Genomic DNA, 20,489 nt, shown 5'->3' with positions numbered 1-20,489 from the left:
AACGGAGAAGAACATGATCAAGCTCGGCATCGTGATGGACCCCATCGCAAACATTAACATCAAGAAAGATTCCAGCTTCGCCATGCTGCTGGAAGCGCAGCGTCGCGGCTATGAACTCCACTATATGGAGATGAACGATCTTTACCTGATCAACGGTGAAGCCCGCGCGCGCACCCGCATCGTTAACGTCGAGCAGAACTATGACAAATGGTATGAGTTCGGCACCGAGCAGGATATTGCCCTGGCCGATCTCAACGTCATCCTGATGCGTAAAGATCCGCCGTTCGACACCGAATACATCTACAGCACCTATATCCTTGAGCGCGCAGAAGAGAAAGGCACGCTGATCGTCAACAAGCCGCAGAGCCTGCGCGACTGCAACGAGAAGCTCTACACCGCCTGGTTCTCTGACCTGACGCCGGAAACCCTGGTGACCCGCAGCAAAGCGCAGCTGAAGGAATTCTGGCAGAAGCACGGCGATATCATCATGAAGCCGCTGGACGGCATGGGCGGCGCGTCGATTTTCCGCGTTAAGGAGAGCGACCCGAACATTGGCGTGATTGCCGAAACGCTGACCGAACTGGGCACGCGTTACTGCATGGCGCAGAACTATATTCCGGCGATTAAAGACGGCGATAAGCGCGTTCTGGTGGTAGATGGAGAACCGGTTCCTTACTGCCTGGCGCGTATCCCGCAGGGTGGCGAAACTCGTGGGAACCTGGCAGCCGGCGGTCGCGGTGAGCCGCGCCCGCTGACCGAAAGCGACTGGGAAATTGCCCGCCGCGTTGGCCCAACGCTGAAAGCCAAAGGCCTGATCTTCGTTGGCCTGGATATCATCGGCGATCGTCTGACCGAAGTGAACGTCACCAGCCCGACCTGCATTCGTGAAATTGAAGCGGAATTCCCGATTTCGATCACCGGAATGCTGATGGACGCTATCGAAAAACGTTTACAGAAATAACCTAACAATACTATTAGTGACAGCGCCTGTGTTTGTCCCCATACTGGGCGTTGTCGCTTTTTAAACCAGGAAACAGTACCTCTGACAATGAATTTACAGCATCACTTTCTTATTGCCATGCCTGCTCTCCAGGACCCGATTTTTCGCCGCGCCGTGGTTTATATTTGTGAATACAATGAAGACGGCGCGATGGGTATTATCATCAATAAACCACTGGAAAATCTTCAGGTTGAAGGAATTCTGGACAAGCTGAAAATCTCGGCTGAAGCGCGACTGCCGGAAATACGTCTTGATAAACCGGTGATGCTGGGTGGACCTCTTGCAGAAGATCGCGGCTTTATCCTGCATACGCCGCCGGTATTCTCTTCCAGTATTCGAATTTCGGATAACACCGTCATCACCACCTCGCGTGATGTGCTCGAAACGCTGGGTACCGCAGAGCAACCTTCTGAAGTGCTGGTGGCGTTGGGCTATTCGTCCTGGGAGAAAGGCCAGCTTGAGCAAGAGATCCTTGATAACGCCTGGCTTACCGCGCCTGCGGACATGAACATCCTGTTTAAAACCCCTATCGCCGATCGCTGGCGTGACGCGGCGAAGCTGATTGGCATTGATATCCTGACCATGCCTGGCGTAGCGGGGCACGCCTGATGAGCGGAACGCTTCTGGCCTTCGATTTTGGTACCAAAAGCATTGGCGTCGCCGTGGGGCAGCGCATCACCGGTACCGCGCGTCCGCTTACGGCCCTGAAGGCCAATGACGGCACGCCAGACTGGAATCTTATCGAGCGTCTGCTCAAAGAGTGGCAGCCGGATGATGTTATTGTTGGGCTGCCGCTGAACATGGACGGCACAGAACAGCCGCTTACCGCCCGGGCGCGTAAGTTCGCCAATAAAATCCATGGCCGCTTTGGCGTCTCCGTGAAGCTGCACGACGAGCGTCTCAGCACCGTCGAAGCGCGTGCGGGCCTGTTTGAGCACGGCGGCTTCCGTGCGCTCAACAAGGGCAGCGTGGACTCTGCTTCCGCCGTGATTATCCTCGAAAGCTATTTCGAGCAGGGCTTTTAAGCACGGGGGCCTACAGCCGGCCCTGCGCCCGTCTCTCCGCCAGGCTCTGGTCAAAGTTCTGCATTCCTGCCTGCTGACCGGTTTGAATGATCCCGGGCAGTTGCCACGTTTTCCCTTCACGAATCAAATTCGCCGCCGCCGCAGTGTTCACCAGCAGTTCATACAACGCGACGCGCCCGCCCTGCAGATCGGGAAGCAGCCTCTGCGCCAGCACCGCTCGCAGGCTGCCGCCCAGCTGGTTACGCACCGGATCTTTCTCCTGCGCCGGGAACGTATCGACCAGCCGTTCAATCGCCTGCGATGCCCCGCGCGTATGCAGCGTCGCCAGCACCAGGTGTCCGGTTTCCGCCGCCGTCAGCGCCAGGCGGATCGTTTCGCTGTCGCGCAGCTCCCCCAGCAGAATAACGTCCGGATCCTGGCGTAAGGCGCTGCGCAGCGCTTCAGCAAATGACGGGCTGTGCTGGCCTATCTCCCGCTGCTGGATCAGACAACGTTCGCTCTGGTAGATAAACTCCACCGGATCTTCAAGCGTGAGGATATGGCCGTCAGCATGGTGGTTGAGAAAATCGACCATCGCCGCCAGCGTAGTGGATTTGCCGCTGCCGGTCGCCCCCGTGACCAGAATCAGCCCGGCGTCATTGGACAACAGTTCCGGGATCGCCCGCGGCGCGCCCAGCGAAGAGAGCTGTGGGCAGCTACGCGGCAGCAGCCGCAGCGTCACAGAGACACCTCTCATCTGCTTAAAGGCACTGCCGCGCAGCCGCTGGCCTCCCGTCACCGTCGAGGCAAAATCCACCTGCCCCTTTGCCCACCATATCCCCTGCTGCTCATCGTTGAGCCACGCTTTCAATAACGCTCCGACATCGGGAGGCGGAAAAGGAGCGGGTTCAAGCCGACCTAATCTGCGCCAGCGCGGTGGCGAATCACTGCACAGGTGTAGATCGGAGACGTTATGCTTTACACTAAGAGCCACAATTTCTTCCACATCCATAGACTACTCCTCGGAAAATGAACGACATTGCGCATAACCTGGCACAGGTCCGGGACAAAATCTCAGCCGCCGCAGCGCGCTGCGGCCGTGCTTCAGAAGAAATTACGCTGCTTGCAGTCAGCAAAACCAAGCCTGCGAGCGCCATCGCAGAAGCTATTGACGCAGGCCAGCGGGCGTTTGGTGAAAACTACGTTCAGGAAGGCGTGGATAAAATTCGCTACTTTCAGGAACAGGGGAATACGGATCTGCAGTGGCACTTTATTGGCCCCCTGCAGTCGAACAAAAGCCGTCTGGTAGCAGAACACTTCGACTGGTGCCACACCATCGATCGCCTGCGTATTGCTACCCGCCTGAATGACCAGCGTCCGGCAGAAATGCCAGCGCTTAACGTGCTGATTCAGGTCAACATCAGCGACGAAAACAGCAAGTCCGGCATTGCGCTGAGCGAGTTGGACGCGCTGGCCGCAGAGGTTGCCGAACTGCCGCGCTTGACCCTGCGCGGGCTGATGGCAATTCCGGCGCCTGAGTCAAGTTATGAAAGGCAGTTTGCCGTGGCACAGCAAATGGCTGTAGCATTTGAGGCGCTTAAAGCGCGCTATAACACGGTAGACACGCTTTCACTGGGCATGTCAGATGATATGGAAGCCGCCATCGCGGCAGGCAGCACTATGGTGCGCATCGGTACGGCAATTTTCGGTGCGCGCGACTACTCAAAATAATAAGGAAACCTGAGGAACGCCATGAAGACGTTGACTTTCCTGCTCTCAACAGTGCTTGAGCTGTATACGATGGCGCTTTTGCTGCGCGTCTGGATGCAGTGGGCCCGCTGTGATTTTTATAATCCGTTCTCGCAGTTTGTCGTGAAAATCACGCAACCTGTTGTCGGACCTCTGCGCCGCATTATCCCGGCGATGGGTCCCATCGACAGCTCGTCTCTGCTGGTGGCGTTTATTCTGAGCGTTATCAAAGCGATCGTGCTGTTTATGGTCATCACCTTCCAGCCGATTATCTGGATTGCTGCGGTCCTGATTTTAATCAAAACCATCGGCCTGCTGATTTTCTGGGTGCTGCTGGTCATGGCCATCATGAGTTGGGTAAGCCAGGGGCGTAGTCCGGTAGAATATGCGCTGATCCAACTGGCCGAACCGCTGCTGCGCCCGATTCGCAATCTGCTGCCTTCGATGGGCGGTATTGATTTCTCGCCGATGATCCTGGTTCTGCTGCTCTATGTGGTCAACATGGGGATCGCTGAGCTGTTACAGTCCACGGGCGATATGCTGCTGCCGGGGCTGTGGATGGCGCTATGAGTGCCGTAAGCACCTGCGCTGACGGGCTGGTTTTGCGGCTGTATATTCAGCCGAAGGCCAGCCGTGACAGTATTGTCGGGCTGCATGGCGACGAGTTAAAAGTCGCCATCACCGCCCCGCCGGTTGACGGTCAGGCGAACGCGCATCTGACTAAATATCTGGCAAAACAGTTTCGCGTTGCCAAAAGCCAGGTCATCATTGAAAAAGGTGAACTTGGGCGACATAAACAGGTAAAAATCCTTAATCCGCAATCTATCCCGACGGAAGTCGCGGCTCTGAAAGAACAGGACTAAACCATGCAGAAAGTTGTTCTCGCGACCGGCAACGCCGGTAAAGTGCGCGAGCTGGCCTCGCTATTAAATGATTTTGGGCTGGACGTGGTTGCCCAGACCGATCTGGGCGTGGAGTCCGCCGAAGAGACGGGGCTGACGTTTATCGAAAACGCGATCCTGAAAGCGCGTCACGCCGCGCAGATTACCGGCCTGCCCGCGATTGCCGACGACTCCGGCCTGGCCGTGGATTTTCTCGGCGGTGCCCCGGGGATTTACTCTGCGCGCTATTCCGGCGTTGACGCCACCGACCAGCAGAATCTGGAAAAGCTGCTTGTCGCCCTGAAAGACGTACCGGACGAACAGCGCACCGCGCAGTTTCACTGCGTGCTGGTCTATATGCGTCACGCGGAAGACCCTACGCCGATTGTCTGCCACGGCAGCTGGCCGGGCGTGATTACCCATGAAGCAGCTGGCAACGGCGGCTTTGGCTACGACCCGATTTTCTTTGTCCCGACCGAGGGCAAAACCGCTGCGGAACTGACCCGCGAAGAGAAAAGCGCGATTTCCCACCGTGGACGCGCGCTGAAACTGTTACTGGAAGCACTGCGTAATGGCTAATTTGCCGCCTCTGAGTCTGTATATTCACATCCCGTGGTGCGTGCAGAAGTGCCCGTACTGCGATTTCAACTCGCACGCCCTGAAGGGCGAAGTGCCGCACGATGACTATGTTGCGCATCTGCTGGCCGACCTGGACGCCGATGTCGCTTACGCACAGGGACGTGAAGTTAAGACCATTTTCATTGGTGGCGGTACGCCGAGCCTGCTGTCCGGCCCGGCAATGCAGACGCTGCTGGACGGCGTGCGTGCGCGCCTGAACCTGGCGGCGGATGCGGAAATTACCATGGAAGCCAACCCCGGCACCGTTGAGGCTGACCGTTTTGTCGACTATCAGCGCGCGGGTGTAAACCGCATCTCCATCGGCGTGCAGAGCTTTAGCGAACCGAAGCTAAAACGTCTGGGACGCATTCACGGCCCGGAAGAGGCGAAGCGCGCGGCAAATCTGGCGACCGGGCTGGGCCTTCGCAGCTTCAACCTCGATTTGATGCACGGCCTGCCGGATCAGTCGCTGGAAGAGGCGCTGGACGACCTGCGCCAGGCGATCGAACTGAACCCGCCGCACCTGTCGTGGTATCAGCTCACCATTGAGCCAAACACGCTGTTCGGTTCCCGCCCGCCGGTGCTGCCGGACGACGACGCGCTCTGGGATATCTTCGAGCAGGGTCACAGGCTGCTAACCGCTGCGGGCTATCAGCAGTATGAAACGTCCGCGTATGCGAAGCCGGGCTATCAGTGCCAGCACAACCTGAACTACTGGCGCTTTGGCGACTACCTGGGAATTGGCTGCGGCGCGCACGGCAAGGTGACCTTCCCGGACGGGCGCATTCTGCGCACCGCCAAAACCCGCCACCCGCGCGGATACATGGAAGGCCGCTACCTGGAGCGTCAGCACGACGTTGAGGCGGCGGATAAACCGTTTGAGTTCTTCATGAACCGCTTCCGTCTGCTGGAAGCCGCGCCGCGCGCGGAGTTTGCGCGTTACACCGGGCTGCCGGAGTCGGTGATTCGCCCGCAGATCGACGAAGCGCTGGCCCAGGGGTATCTCACCGAGAGTGAGGAATACTGGCAGATCACCGAGCACGGCAAGCTGTTCTTAAACTCTCTTCTTGAGCTGTTCCTCGCCGAAGAATCCTGAAGGCTTATTCAGGATTTTGCATCCCGCTCTGCCGGCTGAGGAAAAGGCTGGCAGAGTGTGGGGATGGAAAAATCAAAACAACTCCGCAAACAAATGACGCCCGAAGAATTACGCCTCTGGTATTTGCTCAGGGGTCGTCGCTTCTTTGGGTATAAGTTTCGTCGGCAGATGCCTATTGGTCCGTACATCGTGGATTTAGCCTGCTTTAAGGCGAAGCTGATCGTTGAGCTGGACGGGGGTCAGCATCAGAACAAAGAGAAGTATGATTCACGACGTACCGAGTTTTTGAATGCGAACGGATGGGAAGTCTTACGGTTCTGGAATAACGAATTCAGGGCTAATGAGGAGGAGGTGTTGATAGCTATTCTGCAACGACGGCAATGCCTGATGCCCTCACCCTAACCCTCTCCCCATGGGAGAGGGAACGATTACACCCTCTCCCATGGGGAGAGGGCCGGGGTGAGGGGCCCAGCGCGCAGAGATCTTACTTAAGCGTCCCCACCAGCGCCTTCCGGCTATCTTCCAGCGACACCACGCGTTTACACACGTCTTTGCCGAACTGCTGGAAATCATCTTCCTGGTTCTTCCACTCGTTCTGAATGGAGGTCTGCAAGCCGCCCAGACTGCCCAGCACGCCCTGCAGCGGGTTACCGCCGCCCTTCAGCACGGCTTTCGCCCCCATTTCGTTGATGCTGTCCTGCAGGATGCCGCCCATCGCCTGATTCACCAGCTGCTGCCCGTCAGCGCGGACCTGATCAATCGCCTTGTAGTGGAACGTCAGGCCGTCGGTGCGCGTCTCGATAATGCGGTTCATCTGCTCTTTAAGCTGCTTATCGAGCTTCGTCAGGCGGGTGCGCATGTTGCTGCTCTCACCCACTTCTTTAGTAATGATCTTATCCAGCGCCACGCGGCTTTTCTCAACGCGGGTCAGCGCGCCGTCGTTGATCCACGGCAGTGCGGTACGCAGCTCAGCCTGGTAATCCTTCGCCTGCTCGCGCTGCGCGGCAGTCAGGTTTTGCGGCTTGCCGTTAAACGTCACGTTACCATCCGGCGTAATCACCAGATTGCCGTTCTCGCCTTTGACCTGCACGGTTTGCGGGCTTAACACCACGTCATCACGCGGGGTGACGCTACATTGATAATCCGCATGGGCGGTGAATCCGGTTGCCATCAAAGCAACAGCCAGCAACGTTTTGCGCATCTTAAACACTCCCTCAGACAAAATGGGCCAGCTAATGCTGGCCCCTTATTGCTTTATTAGTCCCACCAAACGTCGAAAAGTTCGCTGACGCGGACATCTTCTAGCTTGTGGTCTTCAAGCCATTTACGTACCAGCGCCTGATGTTCTTCGGTGCATTTACCCACTTCCTGGGTGCAGATCAGACCTTCCCAGGCCAGGTAACCGCTACCGTCGAAGGCCAGCTTGTTTGGCTCAATCACGTCATTGATGAACGCATCCACGTCCTGATCGATCTGCTCTACACTGGTGCCTTCCGGGAAACGCCACGCTACGGAGAAGCCCACTTCCTGGAATTCTTCGATATGCATCTTTTTACGCAGACGACGGCTACGATTCTTTGCCATTATTTCACCCTCTCGAACATTAAGTCCCATACACCGTGACCAAGACGATGGCCACGCTGTTCAAATTTAGTTACCGGACGCGATTCCGGACGCGGTACATAGTCGTTGCTCGCAGACTGGTTTTTGTAACCGTCCAGCGACGACATCACTTCCAGCATATGTTCCGCATACGGTTCCCAGTCGGTCGCCATATGGAAGACACCGCCCAGCTTCAGCTTGCTTTTAACCAGCTCGGCAAACGGCGCCTGAACGATACGGCGTTTATTATGACGCGCTTTATGCCACGGGTCAGGGAAAAAGAGCTGAACCATGGTTAAAGAATTGTCAGGAATCATTTTGTGCAGCACTTCCACCGCGTCGTGACACATCACGCGCAGGTTCTCAACGCCCTCTTCGTGGGCCGTTGCCAGACACGCGCCCACGCCCGGCGAATGCACTTCGATACCAAGGAAGTTCTGCTCCGGGCGAGCTTTCGCCATTGTCACCAGCGAGGCGCCCATACCAAACCCGATCTCCAGCGTGACGGGTGCTTCGCGGCCAAACAGTTCAGCAAAATCCAGAGGCTGCTCGCTGAACTCAACGCCCATCACCGGCCAGTAGTTGTCCAGCGCGTGTTGCTGCCCTTTTGTCAGGCGGCCCTGACGGCGGACAAAGCTGCGAATACGGCGCAGCGGGCGACCGTTTTCATCAAATTCCGGTGAAATGACGTCGTTTTTCATAAAAGAGTTGTCTGCTTGTGAGAATGTTCGGGAAACGGGCATTATCCAAAGTTAAGGCTTCTATGCAAGCATGGGAAAGATCCGGTTTACAGCAGATTGACGCTGTGCTGCAATCTGCGTCCCTGATTATGCGAATCGATGACCATGCAAGCCTCTCAATTTTCAGCCCAGGTGCTGGACTGGTACGACAAATACGGGCGTAAAACTCTGCCCTGGCAAATTGAAAAAACGCCTTACAAAGTATGGCTCTCCGAGGTGATGTTGCAACAAACGCAGGTCGCCACGGTGATCCCTTACTTCGAGCGTTTTATGGCGCGCTTCCCGACGGTGACCGATCTGGCCAACGCCCCGCTGGACGAGGTCCTGCACCTGTGGACCGGTCTTGGCTATTACGCCCGCGCGCGTAACCTTCACAAGGCCGCACAGCAGGTTGCCATGCGCCACAACGGGAAATTCCCGGAAACCTTCGATGAGGTGGCCGATCTCCCCGGCGTAGGACGTTCAACCGCAGGCGCCATTCTCTCCCTGTCTTTAGGCAAGCATTTCCCGATCCTCGACGGCAACGTGAAGCGCGTGCTGGCACGCTGCTATGCCGTCGACGGCTGGCCGGGTAAAAAGGACGTTGAAAAACATCTCTGGGAAATAAGTGAAGCGGTCACCCCGGCCAACGGCGTCGAGCGTTTCAACCAGGCGATGATGGATCTCGGCGCGATGGTCTGCACGCGCTCAAAACCAAAATGCGAACTCTGCCCGGTGAATAATCTCTGCGTGGCGTATGCCAACCATTCATGGGCGCAATATCCGGGTAAGAAACCCAAACAGACGCTGCCGGAGCGCACCGGCTATATGCTGCTGATGCAGCACGGCGACGAGGTCTTCCTCGCCCAGCGTCCACCGAGCGGTCTGTGGGGTGGTCTATACTGCTTCCCACAGTTTGAAGATGAAGATTTGCTGCGTGAATGGCTTAAACAGCGCGGGATTGCTGCCGATAACCTGACGCAGCTGACCGCGTTTCGCCATACGTTCAGCCATTTCCACCTGGATATTGTACCCATGTGGCTTCCCGTGTCGTCATTTGCCTCGTGCATGGATGAAGGCACCGCTCTCTGGTATAACTTAGCGCAACCGCCATCAGTCGGACTGGCGGCTCCCGTGGAGCGCCTGTTACAGCAATTACGTGCCGGTGCAATGGTTTAGCATCGACAAGAAAAAGAGGAATGAGTATGGCCAGAACGATTTTTTGTACTTTCCTGCAGCGTGACGCTGAAGGCCAGGATTTCCAGCTTTATCCGGGCGACCTGGGTAAACGCATCTACAATGAAATCTCCAAAGAAGCCTGGGGACAGTGGCAGAAAAAGCAGACCATGCTGATCAACGAGAAAAAACTCAGCATGATGAACCCGGAACATCGCAAGCTGCTGGAGCAGGAGATGGTGAGCTTCTTGTTCGAAGGTAAAGACGTGCACATCGAAGGCTATACGCCACCGGAAAAATAACAGCGTGCGGGGGAACCCCCGCCGTTAAAGCAAACACAACACGCACTCCCGGAATGATGAAAAAACTTTTAGCGCTAGCCCTTGTTGCGCCGTTGCTTGTCTCGTGTTCGTCAAAAAAAGGCGAAGATTACAACGAAGCCTGGATCAAGGACACCAACGGTTTTGACATTTTGATGGGGCAGTTTGCCCACAACATCGAGAACATATGGGGATTTAACGAAGTTCTTATTGCAGGACCTAAGGACTACGTTAAGTACACCGACGCCTATCAGACCCGAAGCCACATCAACTTTGATGAGGGTACGATAACGGTTGAAACCATCGCAGGCACCGACCCTGCGGCACGACTGCGTCAGGCGATCGTCAAAACCCTGCTGATGGGTGACGATCCTGGATCTATCGATCTCTACTCCGATGCCGACGATATCACGATCTCGAAAGAGCCGTTCCTGTACGGCCAGGTTGTCGATCAGACTGGCCAGCCGATCCGCTGGGAAGGTCGCGCCACGAAATTTGCCGACTACCTGCTGCAGACGCGCCTGAAAAGCCGCTCTAACGGTCTGAAGATTATCTACAGCGTCACCATCAACCTCGTCCCGAACCACCTGGACAAGCGTGCGCATAAGTACATTGGGATGGTGCGTCAGGCCTCGCGCAAGTACGGCGTGGATGAGTCGCTGATCCTGGCGATTATGCAGACCGAATCCTCGTTCAACCCGTACGCGGTAAGCCGTTCCGACGCCCTGGGGCTGATGCAGGTAGTGCAGCACAGCGCCGGTAAAGACGTCTTCCGCGCGCAGGGGAAATCCGGCACGCCGAGCCGCAGCTATCTGTTCGATCCGCAGAGCAACATTGATACCGGCACGGCCTATCTGGCGATGCTGAACAATGTGTACCTGGGCGGAATTGATAACCCAACGTCACGCCGCTATGCGGTGATCACCGCCTATAACGGCGGCGCGGGCAGCGTGCTGCGCGTCTTCTCGAATGACAAAGTGCAGGCCGCAAACATCATCAACAGCATGGCGCCGGGGGATGTCTACTCTACCCTCACCACCCGCCACCCGTCTGCGGAATCCCGCCGGTACCTGTATAAGGTGAATACGGCGCAGAAAAACTATCGTCGCCGGTGATCGGCACACCTTCTCCCCTCTGGGAGAAGGTGTTCTGTTTCCCCTCTCCCTGTGGGAGAGGGTCAGGGTGAGGCATCAGGCCGCACCTATCCAACACCACCCATACGAAAATGTTATTTGCATCACAATCCAAACTGCAAATTAATGTGGATTGCATTTTTTTGCGGGAGGTAACAAAACATATCGTTGCCAACTGATAGAATTGCATCAAATAACAACCCTGAATGTTCCTATAACAACATATCTCCCGCTCACTTGTGAGGAAAGTAACATGAACCTTAAGCTGCAGCTTAAAATATTGTCGTTTCTGCAGTTCTGCCTGTGGGGTAGCTGGCTGACTACACTCGGCTCCTATATGTTTGTGACGCTCAAGTTCGACGGTGCGTCAATCGGTGCCGTTTACAGCTCGCTCGGTATTGCGGCTGTCTTCATGCCAACGCTGCTGGGCATCGTGGCGGATAAATGGTTGAGTGCGAAATGGCTGTACATGCTTTGCCATCTGGTGGGCGCGGGGACGCTGTTTATGGCAGCCCAGGTGACCACGCCGGGGGCGATGTTCATGGTGATCCTGCTTAACTCGCTGGCCTATATGCCAACGCTTGGCCTGATCAACACCATCTCCTACTACCGCCTGAAGTCCGCGGATATGGATATCGTGACCGATTTCCCGCCAATCCGTATCTGGGGAACTATCGGCTTTATCATGGCGATGTGGGGCGTGAGCTTCGCGGGCTTCGAACTGAGCCATATGCAGCTCTATATCGGCGCAGCGCTCTCCGTGCTGCTGGCGATCTTTACCCTGACGCTGCCGCACATTCCGGTCTCAAATCAGCAAAAAAACCAGAGCTGGAGCACCATGCTCGGCCTGGACGCCTTCGCGCTGTTCAAAAACAAACGCATGGCGATCTTCTTTATCTTCTCCATGCTGCTGGGCGCGGAGCTGCAGATCACCAACATGTTCGGCAATACCTTCCTGCACAGCTTCGACAACAACCCGCTGTTCTCCGGCAGCTTTATCGTTGAACACGCGTCGGTGATGATGTCCATCTCTCAGATCTCTGAGACGCTGTTCATCCTGACCATCCCGTTCTTCCTGAGCCGCTACGGCATCAAGAACGTCATGCTGATCAGTATCGCGGCATGGATGTTGCGCTTCGGTCTGTTCGCCTACGGCGACCCAAGCCCGTTCGGCACCGTGCTGCTGGTGCTGTCGATGATCGTTTACGGCTGCGCCTTCGACTTCTTCAACATCTCTGGTTCGGTGTTTGTGGAAAAAGAGGTGAAGCCTGAAATCCGCGCCAGCGCACAGGGTATGTTCCTGATGATGACCAACGGCTTCGGCTGTATTCTGGGCGGCGTGGTAAGCGGTAAAGTGGTTGAGATGTACACCACCAACGGCATTACCAACTGGCAGCCTGTGTGGCTGATCTTCGCGGCGTACTCGCTGGTGCTGTTCTTCGCGTTCATCGCGCTATTCAAGTACAAGCACGTGCGTGAACCGCACGGTGCGCAGCCAATAGCGCATTAATCTTTGCGGTATTGTGCCCGGTGGCGGCTTCGCCTTACCGAGCCTACAAAAACACCGTTCACAGGCCGGGTAAGCGTTAGCGCCACCCGGCTATTTTATTGCAGATAGCACCCACCCCACAGACAGCAAATCCGCGCTGCCGCCCGGGCTCAGGTTTCGTACAATCAATGCGTTATCCATCTTCAGCAACGCCTCGCGATCCCAGCCACTCGCCAGTAATTCCTGCGCGTAGCCCTGAACGTAGCGCAGCCCTTCAATGCCGCCGCGCGAGACGAGATTACTGTCCTGATTGACCGCCATCAGGCGCAACAGCAGGCCGTGAAGCGACTGTCCGTTCCACTGCGCCAGCGCCTTACGCGCCGTCGCAAAGCCGCTTTCCGCCTCTCCGCGCGCGCCGGTTAAGCCGTACTGATGAAACTGCCGCTCGCCCGCCGTCGCCTGTCCGCCGCGCGCGGCCAGCTCCCGAGATACTAGCCCGCTGCAGATGTTACTTACCTCACAGCAGAGGCTGTCTGCGGAGATATGTTTCACACGCCCGGCAGCGAAGCACAGTAAACCCAGGGCAAAAATCCCGCCCTTGTGGGTGTTCACTCCGTTCGTCGCGGCGTACATCGCCTGCTCGCAGGCCATCCCCATCGGGCGGATAATGCGAAGCTGTGCGTCAGCGGGTTTATCCGCATGCGCGTTACCGAGCTCGGCAAAGCGCGAAAACCACGGCGTAATCGCCGCAATGCTGCGGACGAACAGCGCGTGGTCCATATCGCGATGGGAACCGTTATTGAGCTTGTCCACCAGCCCCGGCTTGGGCGTCAGCTCCAGCTCCTGCCACAGCGCCGCTTCGGCAAGCGCGGGCACGTCAGCCGGGCGCGGTTTAGTCGCGAGCAAACCAGTCATCGATCATCTTCTCCACGCGGGAGACCACCTGCTCCACAGGATGAGCGCGCGAACGGGAACAGGCATGAGCGGGCTCGTCGCAGATCAGACAACGCCTTAAATTTGCGCCCAGCGACTGACGCCCGACGTGGCCGTGCTGAGGGCAGATCACGTCCAGATCCCACAGCCTGCCGAGCGGGTGCGTCTGCTCCAGCTCCGCGCAGTGCGCTTTGATTTCCACAGCGGGATGGGCCACGCACCACAGGGCCTCCGGCCCGGTCGGGAGCCATAGAACCTGGCGGTCCAGCACCCGCCAGCGGTTTTCCCACAGCAGCTGGTCGCACATCTGCAGCGCCACGCCCATGGTGTTTCGATAGCGCAGACTGTCTTTGATTTCCCCTGGCGTGACCAGCGTGAGGGAAATCACCGGTTGTTGATAGTGCTCGAGCATGTCAGCCTGGCGCGCTGCGCGGCGCTCTTTCGCCGCCAGCAGTTCGTCCAGACTGACACCCGTCCGCACGGGTGTCGCTAAAATCACACTTCCTCCTTCACCTGTCGTACGGTGTCGATCACGCTGCCGTCGCGGTAGCGGATCACCCCGACGATTTTGTCGGTAAATTCAATCGGTTTCGGTACGCCGGTCAGGGAAATCGCCCGCTCGTAAAGCGCGCTAATGTCTACAACCTTCAGTCCTGCTTCCATCAGTCGTTCGCGGATCTCCGGGCGCGCCGGATTGACCGCAATGCCGTGGTCTGTGACCAGCACGTCGATGCTCTCGCCCGGCGTGAGGCGCGTGGTCACCCGCTTCACGACCGTCGGAATACGGCTTCGCAGCAGCGGCGCGACCACAATGGTCAGGTTCGCCGCGGCGGCCACGTCGCAGTGCCCGCCGGACGCGCCGCGCATCACGCCATCGGAGCCGATGATGACGTTGACGTTAAAATCGACGTCGATTTCCAGCGCGCTGAGGATCACCACGTCGAGCTGGTCGCAGCTTGCCGCCTTGCTGCCGGGGTTGGCGTAGACGTTAGTGGAAATCTCCACGTGGTTCGGGTTGCGCGCCAGCGAGGCCGCCGCCTGGCCGTCAAAGCACTGGGTGTCGAGCAGCTTTTCGATGAGCCCCTTCTCGTGCAGATCCACCAGGCTGCCGGTGATGCCGCCAAGCGCAAAGCGCGCCTTCACGCCGCTGCGCTCCATCTTCTCTTCCATAAAGCGCGTGCAGGCGGTCGCCGCCGCGCCGGAGCCGGTCTGCATCGAGAAGCCCGGTTTGAAGTAGCCGGAGTGTTCAATGACGTCCGCCGCATAGCGGGCGATCATCAACTCGCGCGGGTTGCTGGTGACGCGCGCCGCGCCGACGCTGATTTTCGCCGGGTCGCCCACGCTCTCAACCTGCACGATGTAGTCCACCTGGTCCTGCACCAGGCTGGCGGGCATATTCGGAAACGGCACCAGTTCTTCGGTCAGCAGCACTACCTTGCGGGCAAAGTGCGCGTCCACCATGGCGTAGCCCAGGGAGCCGCAGCACGATTTGCCGTGCGTCCCGTTGGCGTTGCCAAACTCATCGCTGCACGGCACGCCGAGAAACGCCACGTCAATATTGAGCTCGCCGTCCTGCAGCAGCTTCACGCGACCGCCGTGGGAGTGGATTTGCACCGGCTCGTCCATCAACCCGTGGGAGATCGCGTCCGCCAGCCTGCCGCGCATGCCCGAGGTGTATATCCGGGTGATGACGCCGCTTTCGATATGCTCGATCAGCGCGTCGTTGCAGGTCATCAGCGAGCTGGAGGCCAGCGTCAGGTTTTTGAAGCCCATTCGCGCCAGCAGCGCCACAACGGTGTTGATCACCCGGTCGCCTTCGCGAAACGCGTGGTGGAAGGAGATGGTCATGCCGTCCTGCAGGCCGCAGCGCTTAACCGCCTCTTCAACAGAGGCGCAGAGCTTGCGGCTGTGCTTCGCGTCGCTGTCCGCCAGCCACGGCGTGGCGCTGTGGGCGGTATCAAAGGGTTTTAAGTCCCGCAGATGGGGAAAATACACGTGAAGAAGTTCAGTCTGATTCATTATTTCATCCTTACCGACGCACGCCGGAGGCCGCCGCGCGCTCCAGCACCACCTGCGCGTGGTTAATAATCGGTGCATCCACCATTTTGCCGTTGAGCGATACCACGCCCAGGCCGTTACGCTCGCCCTCTTCTGCCGCCTCAATCACCCTTTTGGCGTGATCCACCTCTTCCTGAGTCGGGGCGTAGGCGTTGTGCAGCAGATCAATCTGGCGCGGGTTGATCAGCGATTTGCCGTTAAAGCCCATCTTGCGGATCAGATCGACCTCGCGCAGGAATCCGGCCTCGTCGTTAACGTCTGACCACACTACGTCGAAGGCGTCGATACCCGCCGCGCGGGCGGCGTGCAGCACGGCGCAGCGGGCGTAGAAGAGCTCGGTGCCGTCGCCGCGCTCGGTCTGCATGTCCATCACGTAGTCAAAGGCGGCCAGCGCGATGCCGATGAGGCGCACAGAGCTGCGGGCAATCGCCACGGCGTTGATGACGCCAATGGCCGATTCAATCGCCGCCATCACGCGGGTGGAGCCGACCTCGCGGCCGCACTCCTGCTCAATACGCTCGAGGTGGCCTTCCAGCTCGTAGATATCGTCCGGCGTGTCGGTTTTCGGCAGGCGGATCACGTCCACGCCGGCCCGCACGGCGGCCTCCAGATCCAGCAGGCCAAACGGCGTGCTGAGCGGGTTAATGCGCACTACGGTTTCGATATCCTGATACATCGGGTGCTGCAGGGCATGGAACACCAGCATGCGCGCGGTATCCTTCTCGCGCAGGGCAACGGCGTCCTCAAGATCAAACATGATGGAGTCGGGACGGTAGATAAATGCGGTGGAAAGCATGGCGGCGTTGGCGCCCGGCAGGAACAGCATGCTGCGGCGGAGTTTGCTCATTTCAGCGCCCCCCAGTTGATGGCCTGTTCATCGGCGGCACGCATCAGCGCACTTTGCAGGCGGGCGCGGATCACACAGTCCAGCGCCCCTTTGTCTTCAATAATAATTAATCCCTGGTGAACGTTCATGGCGCGCAACGTGTCGTTGACCACCTGGCGAATTTGCTCGCCAAACTGCTTAATCACTTCACTGTGGATGACTATCTCCAGCTCGCCGTGAGCGGGAGCGATTTTCACCATCAGGTCGCTGGACTCCTGCGTTCCGGCCAGCGCCTCCCTTACAATTTTCATGATAAATTCCTGGTAGTTAAGCGACTTCCGCACTCGCACGGTAATGCGTTTCGAGATGCGCGAAGGTGGAGTCCGGGACAATCTCCCGGATCCGGGAAAACTGCTGTGTCTTCAGTAAGCGGCGCACTTCGGACGCTGAAATAGCGTTGCCGGTGGCCTTGATGCGCGGCATTTCCACCACCTCGATATGCGAGGCCAGCAGGTCGTGCAGCGTCTGGTTGTACTGGCGGGTGATATCGCAAAACGGCTCCGATCCGATGAAGCGGTGCGTGATGCCGAGCGCCGGGGCGATGAAGTCCCGGAAGATCAGCACGTCGATCTCGCTCCACGCCTGCTGCACTTTGCCGGTCTCCTTCAGGAAGTAGGCCGGGAAGGTGGCGCGGGAGATGATGTACTGCGAGCCTTCATGCACCACCACGTTCGGCAGATGCGCCACGCCCGCGCGCACCATCTCGAGGCGCGCGCTGAACGGGAAGAACGAGGCGTCCTCACGCACCACGAACAGGTGCAGGGCGTCGCACCTCTGCGCCGCCTGCTCCACCAGATGGCGGTGGCCTAGGGTGAACGGATTGGCGTTCATCACTATCGCGCCAATGTTCTCCCCGCACTTGCGCTTCGCGCGCAGGGAACGGCAGTAGCGTTCGATCCCCTGCGGGGTGTTCTCCATCAGCACCGCGTTGTTTCCGCTCTGGGCAATCGGCCAGAAGCCGCTGCGGGCAAAGCGCTCCCGGTTGCATGGGCGGGTGCAGAGGAAGAGATGAAAATGGCCGCACTCCAGCGCCGCATTTTCCACCTCAGCCAGCAGCCGCGCGCTGAGGTTCTCGCCGCGAAGCTGCTCGTTGACCGCCACGCATTTGATGACGTTGGCGGCAAGCCCTGCGCAACCCACCAGCTGCGGGCCGGACCAGGCTTCGACAAACAGCGTGATGTCGTTGTCCAGGCCAAGGCCGCTGTCTGCCAGCAGGTAGCGGATCTGGCTTAAGCGTTCCGGATGTTTCGCCACCAGCGTGTGGCGAAAATCGATGGGTTGACTGTTCATGCCGCCTTACTCAGTGTGCTGCCGCAAGCCCGACGGCTGGCGCTTCCACGATCACGTTGCTCAGATGACCGATATGTTCGATCTCCACCTCAATGCGATCCCCTTCCTTCATAAACAGCGGCGGATTGCGCTTTTTACCCACCCCGCCCGGAGATCCGGTGATGATCACGTCGCCCGGACTGAGGCGGGTGAAGGTGCTGATGTACTCGATCAGCTCCGCCACCTTATGGATCATGCTGCTGGTGTTGTCTTCCTGTACCATGCGGCCGTTCAGCCAGGTGCGGATCGCAAGCTGGTGCGGATCCGGAATCTCATCTGCCGTCGCCATCCACGGCCCAAACGCGCCGGTTTTGCGCCAGTTTTTACCGGCGGTGAACCAGGTGTGCTGCCAGTCGCGGGCGGAGCCGTCCATGTAGCAGCTGTAGCCCGCCACGTGGCGCAGGGCGTCGTCGCGGCTGATGTTCTCCCCGCCTTTGCCGATGATCACCGCCAGCTCGCCTTCATAGTCGAATTCGCTGGAGTGGCGCGGCTTCAGCACCGGCTCGTTGTGGCCGGTCTGTGAATCCGGGAAGCGGACAAACAGCGTCGGGGCCGGATTATGCTGGTCAAACTCCTTGCGCTTGTCGGCATAGTTCATGCCCACGCAGAGGATCTTTTCCGGCTGCTCAATCACCGGTAAGAAGGTGATGGCGCTCAGCGGCACGTCCACGGCATCGTTCAGGTAGCGGGTGGCCTGCGCCAGCCCGTTGCCCTGCAGCAGCGCCTTGAGGTCGCTGTAGCGGTCGCCGAGACGGCGGCCTAAATCAATCACGCCGTCGGCCTGGACGATGCCGTAGCTGCGTTTTCCCTGGTATAAAAAGCTTGCGAGTTTCATTGTTCTTTCCTGAAAACTTAAACGAGGAAGTTGCCCAGAATCAGCAGTGAGACAGAGACGTTAATCGCCCCGCCGATACGGGTAGCAATCTGGGCGAACGGCATCAGGCTCATGCGGTTGCCTGCGGTCAGGATCGCCACGTCGCCGGTACCGCCCTGGCCGCTCTGGCAGCAGGAGACGATGGCGACATCAATCGGATGCATACCAATCTTTTTGCCGACGAAGAAGCCGGTGGCGACCAGTGCAGAAACGGTGCTGACAATTACCAGCAGGTTGCTGACGGTGAACGCCGCCACCAGTTCATGCCACGGGGTGATAGCCACGCCGACGGCGAAGAGGATTGGGTAGGTCACGGAGGTCTGGAAGAATTTGTACACCACCTGAGAGCCTTCGAGCAGGCGCGGAGAGGCGCCGTTGCAGAGCTTCACCAGCACCGCCATAAACAGCATGCCGACCGGTGCGGGCAGGCCAATCAGCTTGTGGCCAAGCATGCCCAGCATGTAGAGCAGCACCGCCAGCAGCGCGCCGGAGGCGATAGTGGTGACGTCCGCTTTGCCGGAAAAAGCAGGCTGAGAGACCGTAGCATCGGCATTCGCGCGGTTAGGCATCAGCTGGCCTTCACCGGTCAGGTGCGGGAAGCGTTTACCGAGCTGGTTCAGGCAGCCGGAGATGATGATTGCCGTCAGACCGCCGAGCATGACCATCGGCAGCACGCGACCGAGCGCAACGCCCTGGTCCATGTGCAGCAGGGTGGCATAGCCGATGGAAAGCGGGATCGCCCCTTCCCCGACGCCGCCCGCCATAATCGGCAGAATGATAAAGAAGAAGATCTGGAACGGCTCAAGACCCAGCGCCAGGCCGACGCCCATCCCCACCAGCATGCCGACGATTTCACCGCACAGCATCGGGAAGAAGATGCGCAGGAAGCCCTGAATCAGCACCGTGCGGTTCATGCTCATGATGCTGCCGACGATGATGCAGCAGATGTAGAGATAGAGAATGTTGGTGGATTTGTAGAATTTGGTGGTGGACTCGACCACTACGTCCGGCAGCAGGCCATAATAGACCAGCGCGGAAGGGATAAAGGTGGCGCAAATCGCCGCCGCGCCGAGCTTGCCGACAATCGGCAGGCGTTTGCCAAACTCGCCGCAGGCAAAGCCGAAGAAGGCCAGCGTTGCCACCATGACCACGATATCGCTCGGCAGTTTTCCGCCCAGGCAATCAATCGCAATCAGCGCGCCCGCCAGAACGAACAGCGGCAGAGGAATAATCCCAACTTTCCAGGTATCCATAATATGCCACCAGCGCTCTTTGAGCGAAGGCTGCTGAATTTCAATCGGGTCGTGGGTAACAGAGAAAGAATCGTCAGTTGTGCTCATAATAAGCCCCTTGGTTATTTTGTGCGTTCAGCTTAGAGTCACAAAGGCTTACTTTATGTGAGGGATGGCATATTAAAAGCGAAGTTTTAATGGCAGCTATGGTTTTAATGGTTTCTTTTATTTAATGTGATTTATACCTTATTTATGGCCGTGGTTTTTATGGTTTCTTTTCCGAATTGAACAAACAAATAACATTTGCTCGCGCAGCCCGAAGTACGTTCGCCTTCAGGATAACTCTTTTACAGCGCCCGCTGTGCAAGGGATCACAAGTTTTCGGCAAAG

25 protein-coding genes are annotated in these 20,489 nt (G+C 58.0%); 13 read left to right on the top strand and 12 right to left on the bottom strand.

What is annotated here, in order from left to right; translation table 11 throughout:
* The first annotated feature begins 13 nt into the window (after positions 1-13).
* The 3 genes from gshB (at position 14) to ruvX (ending at position 2,025) form a co-directional block, all read left to right on the top strand.
* Positions 14-961 (top strand): glutathione synthase, encoded by a 948-nt coding sequence (gshB, locus tag ACMWLG_RS18200; RefSeq protein WP_029739222.1) that lies wholly within the window; start codon positions 14-16, stop codon positions 959-961.
* An 87-nt stretch (positions 962-1,048) separates the two neighbouring features.
* Complete coding sequence (locus ACMWLG_RS18195) at positions 1,049-1,609, top strand: YqgE/AlgH family protein (protein ID WP_028014368.1); 561 nt, start codon at positions 1,049-1,051, stop codon at positions 1,607-1,609.
* Positions 1,609-2,025: a Holliday junction resolvase RuvX gene (gene ruvX, locus ACMWLG_RS18190; protein WP_021242076.1), complete on the top strand. Its 417-nt coding sequence runs from the start codon at positions 1,609-1,611 to the stop codon at positions 2,023-2,025. The genes ACMWLG_RS18195 and ruvX overlap by 1 nt, the downstream gene beginning before the upstream one ends.
* A gap of 10 nt (positions 2,026-2,035) precedes the next feature.
* Here the strand turns inward: ruvX and ACMWLG_RS18185 are convergent, their stop codons facing one another.
* A complete protein-coding gene (locus ACMWLG_RS18185) occupies positions 2,036-3,016 on the bottom strand; it encodes a type IV pilus twitching motility protein PilT (RefSeq protein ID WP_023309128.1) in 981 nt (326 codons plus the stop codon).
* Positions 3,017-3,033: 17 nt separating this feature from the next.
* Here ACMWLG_RS18185 and ACMWLG_RS18180 point away from each other — a divergent pair, with 17 nt between their 5' ends.
* The 6 genes from ACMWLG_RS18180 (at position 3,034) to ACMWLG_RS18155 (ending at position 6,750) form a co-directional block, all read left to right on the top strand.
* A complete protein-coding gene (locus ACMWLG_RS18180) occupies positions 3,034-3,735 on the top strand; it encodes a YggS family pyridoxal phosphate-dependent enzyme (protein ID WP_045403918.1) in 702 nt (233 codons plus the stop codon).
* A 21-nt stretch (positions 3,736-3,756) separates the two neighbouring features.
* Positions 3,757-4,323: a YggT family protein gene (locus ACMWLG_RS18175; RefSeq protein WP_023309130.1), complete on the top strand. Its 567-nt coding sequence runs from the start codon at positions 3,757-3,759 to the stop codon at positions 4,321-4,323.
* Positions 4,320-4,616 (top strand): DUF167 family protein YggU, encoded by a 297-nt coding sequence (gene yggU / locus ACMWLG_RS18170; RefSeq protein ID WP_023333349.1) that lies wholly within the window; start codon positions 4,320-4,322, stop codon positions 4,614-4,616. Before ACMWLG_RS18175 ends, yggU begins: the two co-directional genes overlap by 4 nt.
* A gap of 3 nt (positions 4,617-4,619) precedes the next feature.
* Positions 4,620-5,213 carry an XTP/dITP diphosphatase gene (locus ACMWLG_RS18165; protein WP_045403921.1) on the top strand — a complete coding sequence of 198 codons (594 nt, stop codon included), beginning with the start codon at positions 4,620-4,622 and terminating at the stop codon, positions 5,211-5,213.
* On the top strand, positions 5,206-6,348 hold the full coding sequence (gene hemW, locus ACMWLG_RS18160; RefSeq protein ID WP_045403924.1) for a radical SAM family heme chaperone HemW: 1,143 nt from the start codon (positions 5,206-5,208) through the stop codon (positions 6,346-6,348). Before ACMWLG_RS18165 ends, hemW begins: the two co-directional genes overlap by 8 nt.
* Positions 6,349-6,411: 63 nt before the next feature.
* Positions 6,412-6,750, top strand: a complete 339-nt coding sequence (locus tag ACMWLG_RS18155; RefSeq protein WP_045403926.1) for an endonuclease domain-containing protein — start codon at positions 6,412-6,414, stop codon at positions 6,748-6,750.
* An 82-nt stretch (positions 6,751-6,832) separates the two neighbouring features.
* Here the strand turns inward: ACMWLG_RS18155 and ACMWLG_RS18150 are convergent, their stop codons facing one another.
* From ACMWLG_RS18150 to trmB, 3 genes are read right to left on the bottom strand one after another with little or no spacing between them, the layout of a single operon-like run.
* Positions 6,833-7,549, bottom strand: a complete 717-nt coding sequence (locus tag ACMWLG_RS18150) for a DUF2884 domain-containing protein (protein WP_023309135.1) — start codon at positions 7,547-7,549, stop codon at positions 6,833-6,835.
* A 56-nt stretch (positions 7,550-7,605) separates the two neighbouring features.
* Positions 7,606-7,932, bottom strand: a complete 327-nt coding sequence (locus ACMWLG_RS18145) for a YggL family protein (protein ID WP_014885198.1) — start codon at positions 7,930-7,932, stop codon at positions 7,606-7,608.
* The gene (trmB, locus tag ACMWLG_RS18140) at positions 7,932-8,651 is read right to left on the bottom strand and encodes a tRNA (guanosine(46)-N7)-methyltransferase TrmB (RefSeq protein ID WP_045403928.1); all 720 of its coding nucleotides are present in this window, start codon (positions 8,649-8,651) and stop codon (positions 7,932-7,934) included. Before trmB ends, ACMWLG_RS18145 begins: the two co-directional genes overlap by 1 nt.
* A gap of 144 nt (positions 8,652-8,795) precedes the next feature.
* Between trmB and mutY the strand changes: the two genes are divergently transcribed.
* From mutY to ACMWLG_RS18120, 4 genes are all read left to right on the top strand, one after another.
* Positions 8,796-9,848 carry an A/G-specific adenine glycosylase gene (gene mutY, locus ACMWLG_RS18135; protein ID WP_171863451.1) on the top strand — a complete coding sequence of 351 codons (1,053 nt, stop codon included), beginning with the start codon at positions 8,796-8,798 and terminating at the stop codon, positions 9,846-9,848.
* 26 nt (positions 9,849-9,874) lie between these two features.
* Entirely contained in the window at positions 9,875-10,147 is a 273-nt protein-coding gene (locus ACMWLG_RS18130) for an oxidative damage protection protein (protein WP_023309138.1), read from the top strand.
* A gap of 56 nt (positions 10,148-10,203) precedes the next feature.
* Positions 10,204-11,280 carry a membrane-bound lytic murein transglycosylase MltC gene (mltC, locus tag ACMWLG_RS18125; protein ID WP_045355622.1) on the top strand — a complete coding sequence of 359 codons (1,077 nt, stop codon included), beginning with the start codon at positions 10,204-10,206 and terminating at the stop codon, positions 11,278-11,280.
* 271 nt (positions 11,281-11,551) lie between these two features.
* Positions 11,552-12,808 carry a nucleoside permease gene (locus tag ACMWLG_RS18120; protein ID WP_045403930.1) on the top strand — a complete coding sequence of 419 codons (1,257 nt, stop codon included), beginning with the start codon at positions 11,552-11,554 and terminating at the stop codon, positions 12,806-12,808.
* Between the two features lie 90 nt (positions 12,809-12,898).
* On the opposite strand, the gene citG is transcribed toward ACMWLG_RS18120, so the two are convergent.
* The 8 genes from citG to ACMWLG_RS18080 are packed head-to-tail and all read right to left on the bottom strand — an operon-like array spanning position 12,899 to position 20,207.
* Positions 12,899-13,702 carry a triphosphoribosyl-dephospho-CoA synthase CitG gene (gene citG, locus ACMWLG_RS18115; protein ID WP_045403933.1) on the bottom strand — a complete coding sequence of 268 codons (804 nt, stop codon included), beginning with the start codon at positions 13,700-13,702 and terminating at the stop codon, positions 12,899-12,901.
* A complete protein-coding gene (gene citX, locus ACMWLG_RS18110) occupies positions 13,680-14,219 on the bottom strand; it encodes a citrate lyase holo-[acyl-carrier protein] synthase (protein WP_045403935.1) in 540 nt (179 codons plus the stop codon). The genes citG and citX overlap by 23 nt, the downstream gene beginning before the upstream one ends.
* Entirely contained in the window at positions 14,216-15,739 is a 1,524-nt protein-coding gene (gene citF, locus ACMWLG_RS18105) for a citrate lyase subunit alpha (protein ID WP_414763018.1), read from the bottom strand. Before citF ends, citX begins: the two co-directional genes overlap by 4 nt.
* Before the next feature lie 10 nt (positions 15,740-15,749).
* The gene (gene citE, locus ACMWLG_RS18100) at positions 15,750-16,625 is read right to left on the bottom strand and encodes a citrate (pro-3S)-lyase subunit beta (RefSeq protein WP_023309143.1); all 876 of its coding nucleotides are present in this window, start codon (positions 16,623-16,625) and stop codon (positions 15,750-15,752) included.
* Complete coding sequence (citD, locus tag ACMWLG_RS18095; RefSeq protein ID WP_008499773.1) at positions 16,622-16,915, bottom strand: citrate lyase acyl carrier protein; 294 nt, start codon at positions 16,913-16,915, stop codon at positions 16,622-16,624. Before citD ends, citE begins: the two co-directional genes overlap by 4 nt.
* A gap of 16 nt (positions 16,916-16,931) precedes the next feature.
* On the bottom strand, positions 16,932-17,954 hold the full coding sequence (gene citC, locus ACMWLG_RS18090) for a [citrate (pro-3S)-lyase] ligase (protein WP_045403939.1): 1,023 nt from the start codon (positions 17,952-17,954) through the stop codon (positions 16,932-16,934).
* A 10-nt stretch (positions 17,955-17,964) separates the two neighbouring features.
* Positions 17,965-18,828 (bottom strand): fumarylacetoacetate hydrolase family protein, encoded by an 864-nt coding sequence (locus ACMWLG_RS18085; RefSeq protein ID WP_032660021.1) that lies wholly within the window; start codon positions 18,826-18,828, stop codon positions 17,965-17,967.
* Between the two features lie 17 nt (positions 18,829-18,845).
* Positions 18,846-20,207 (bottom strand): 2-hydroxycarboxylate transporter family protein, encoded by a 1,362-nt coding sequence (locus ACMWLG_RS18080; protein ID WP_023309146.1) that lies wholly within the window; start codon positions 20,205-20,207, stop codon positions 18,846-18,848.
* Positions 20,208-20,489 lie beyond the last annotated feature (282 nt).

Source organism: Enterobacter sp. 01-M-02-SI-ECC, from assembly GCF_047530595.1.
GTDB classification, from domain to species: Bacteria; Pseudomonadota; Gammaproteobacteria; order Enterobacterales; family Enterobacteriaceae; genus Enterobacter; species Enterobacter cloacae_M.
This window is presented reverse-complemented; position numbering and strand designations above follow the sequence as displayed.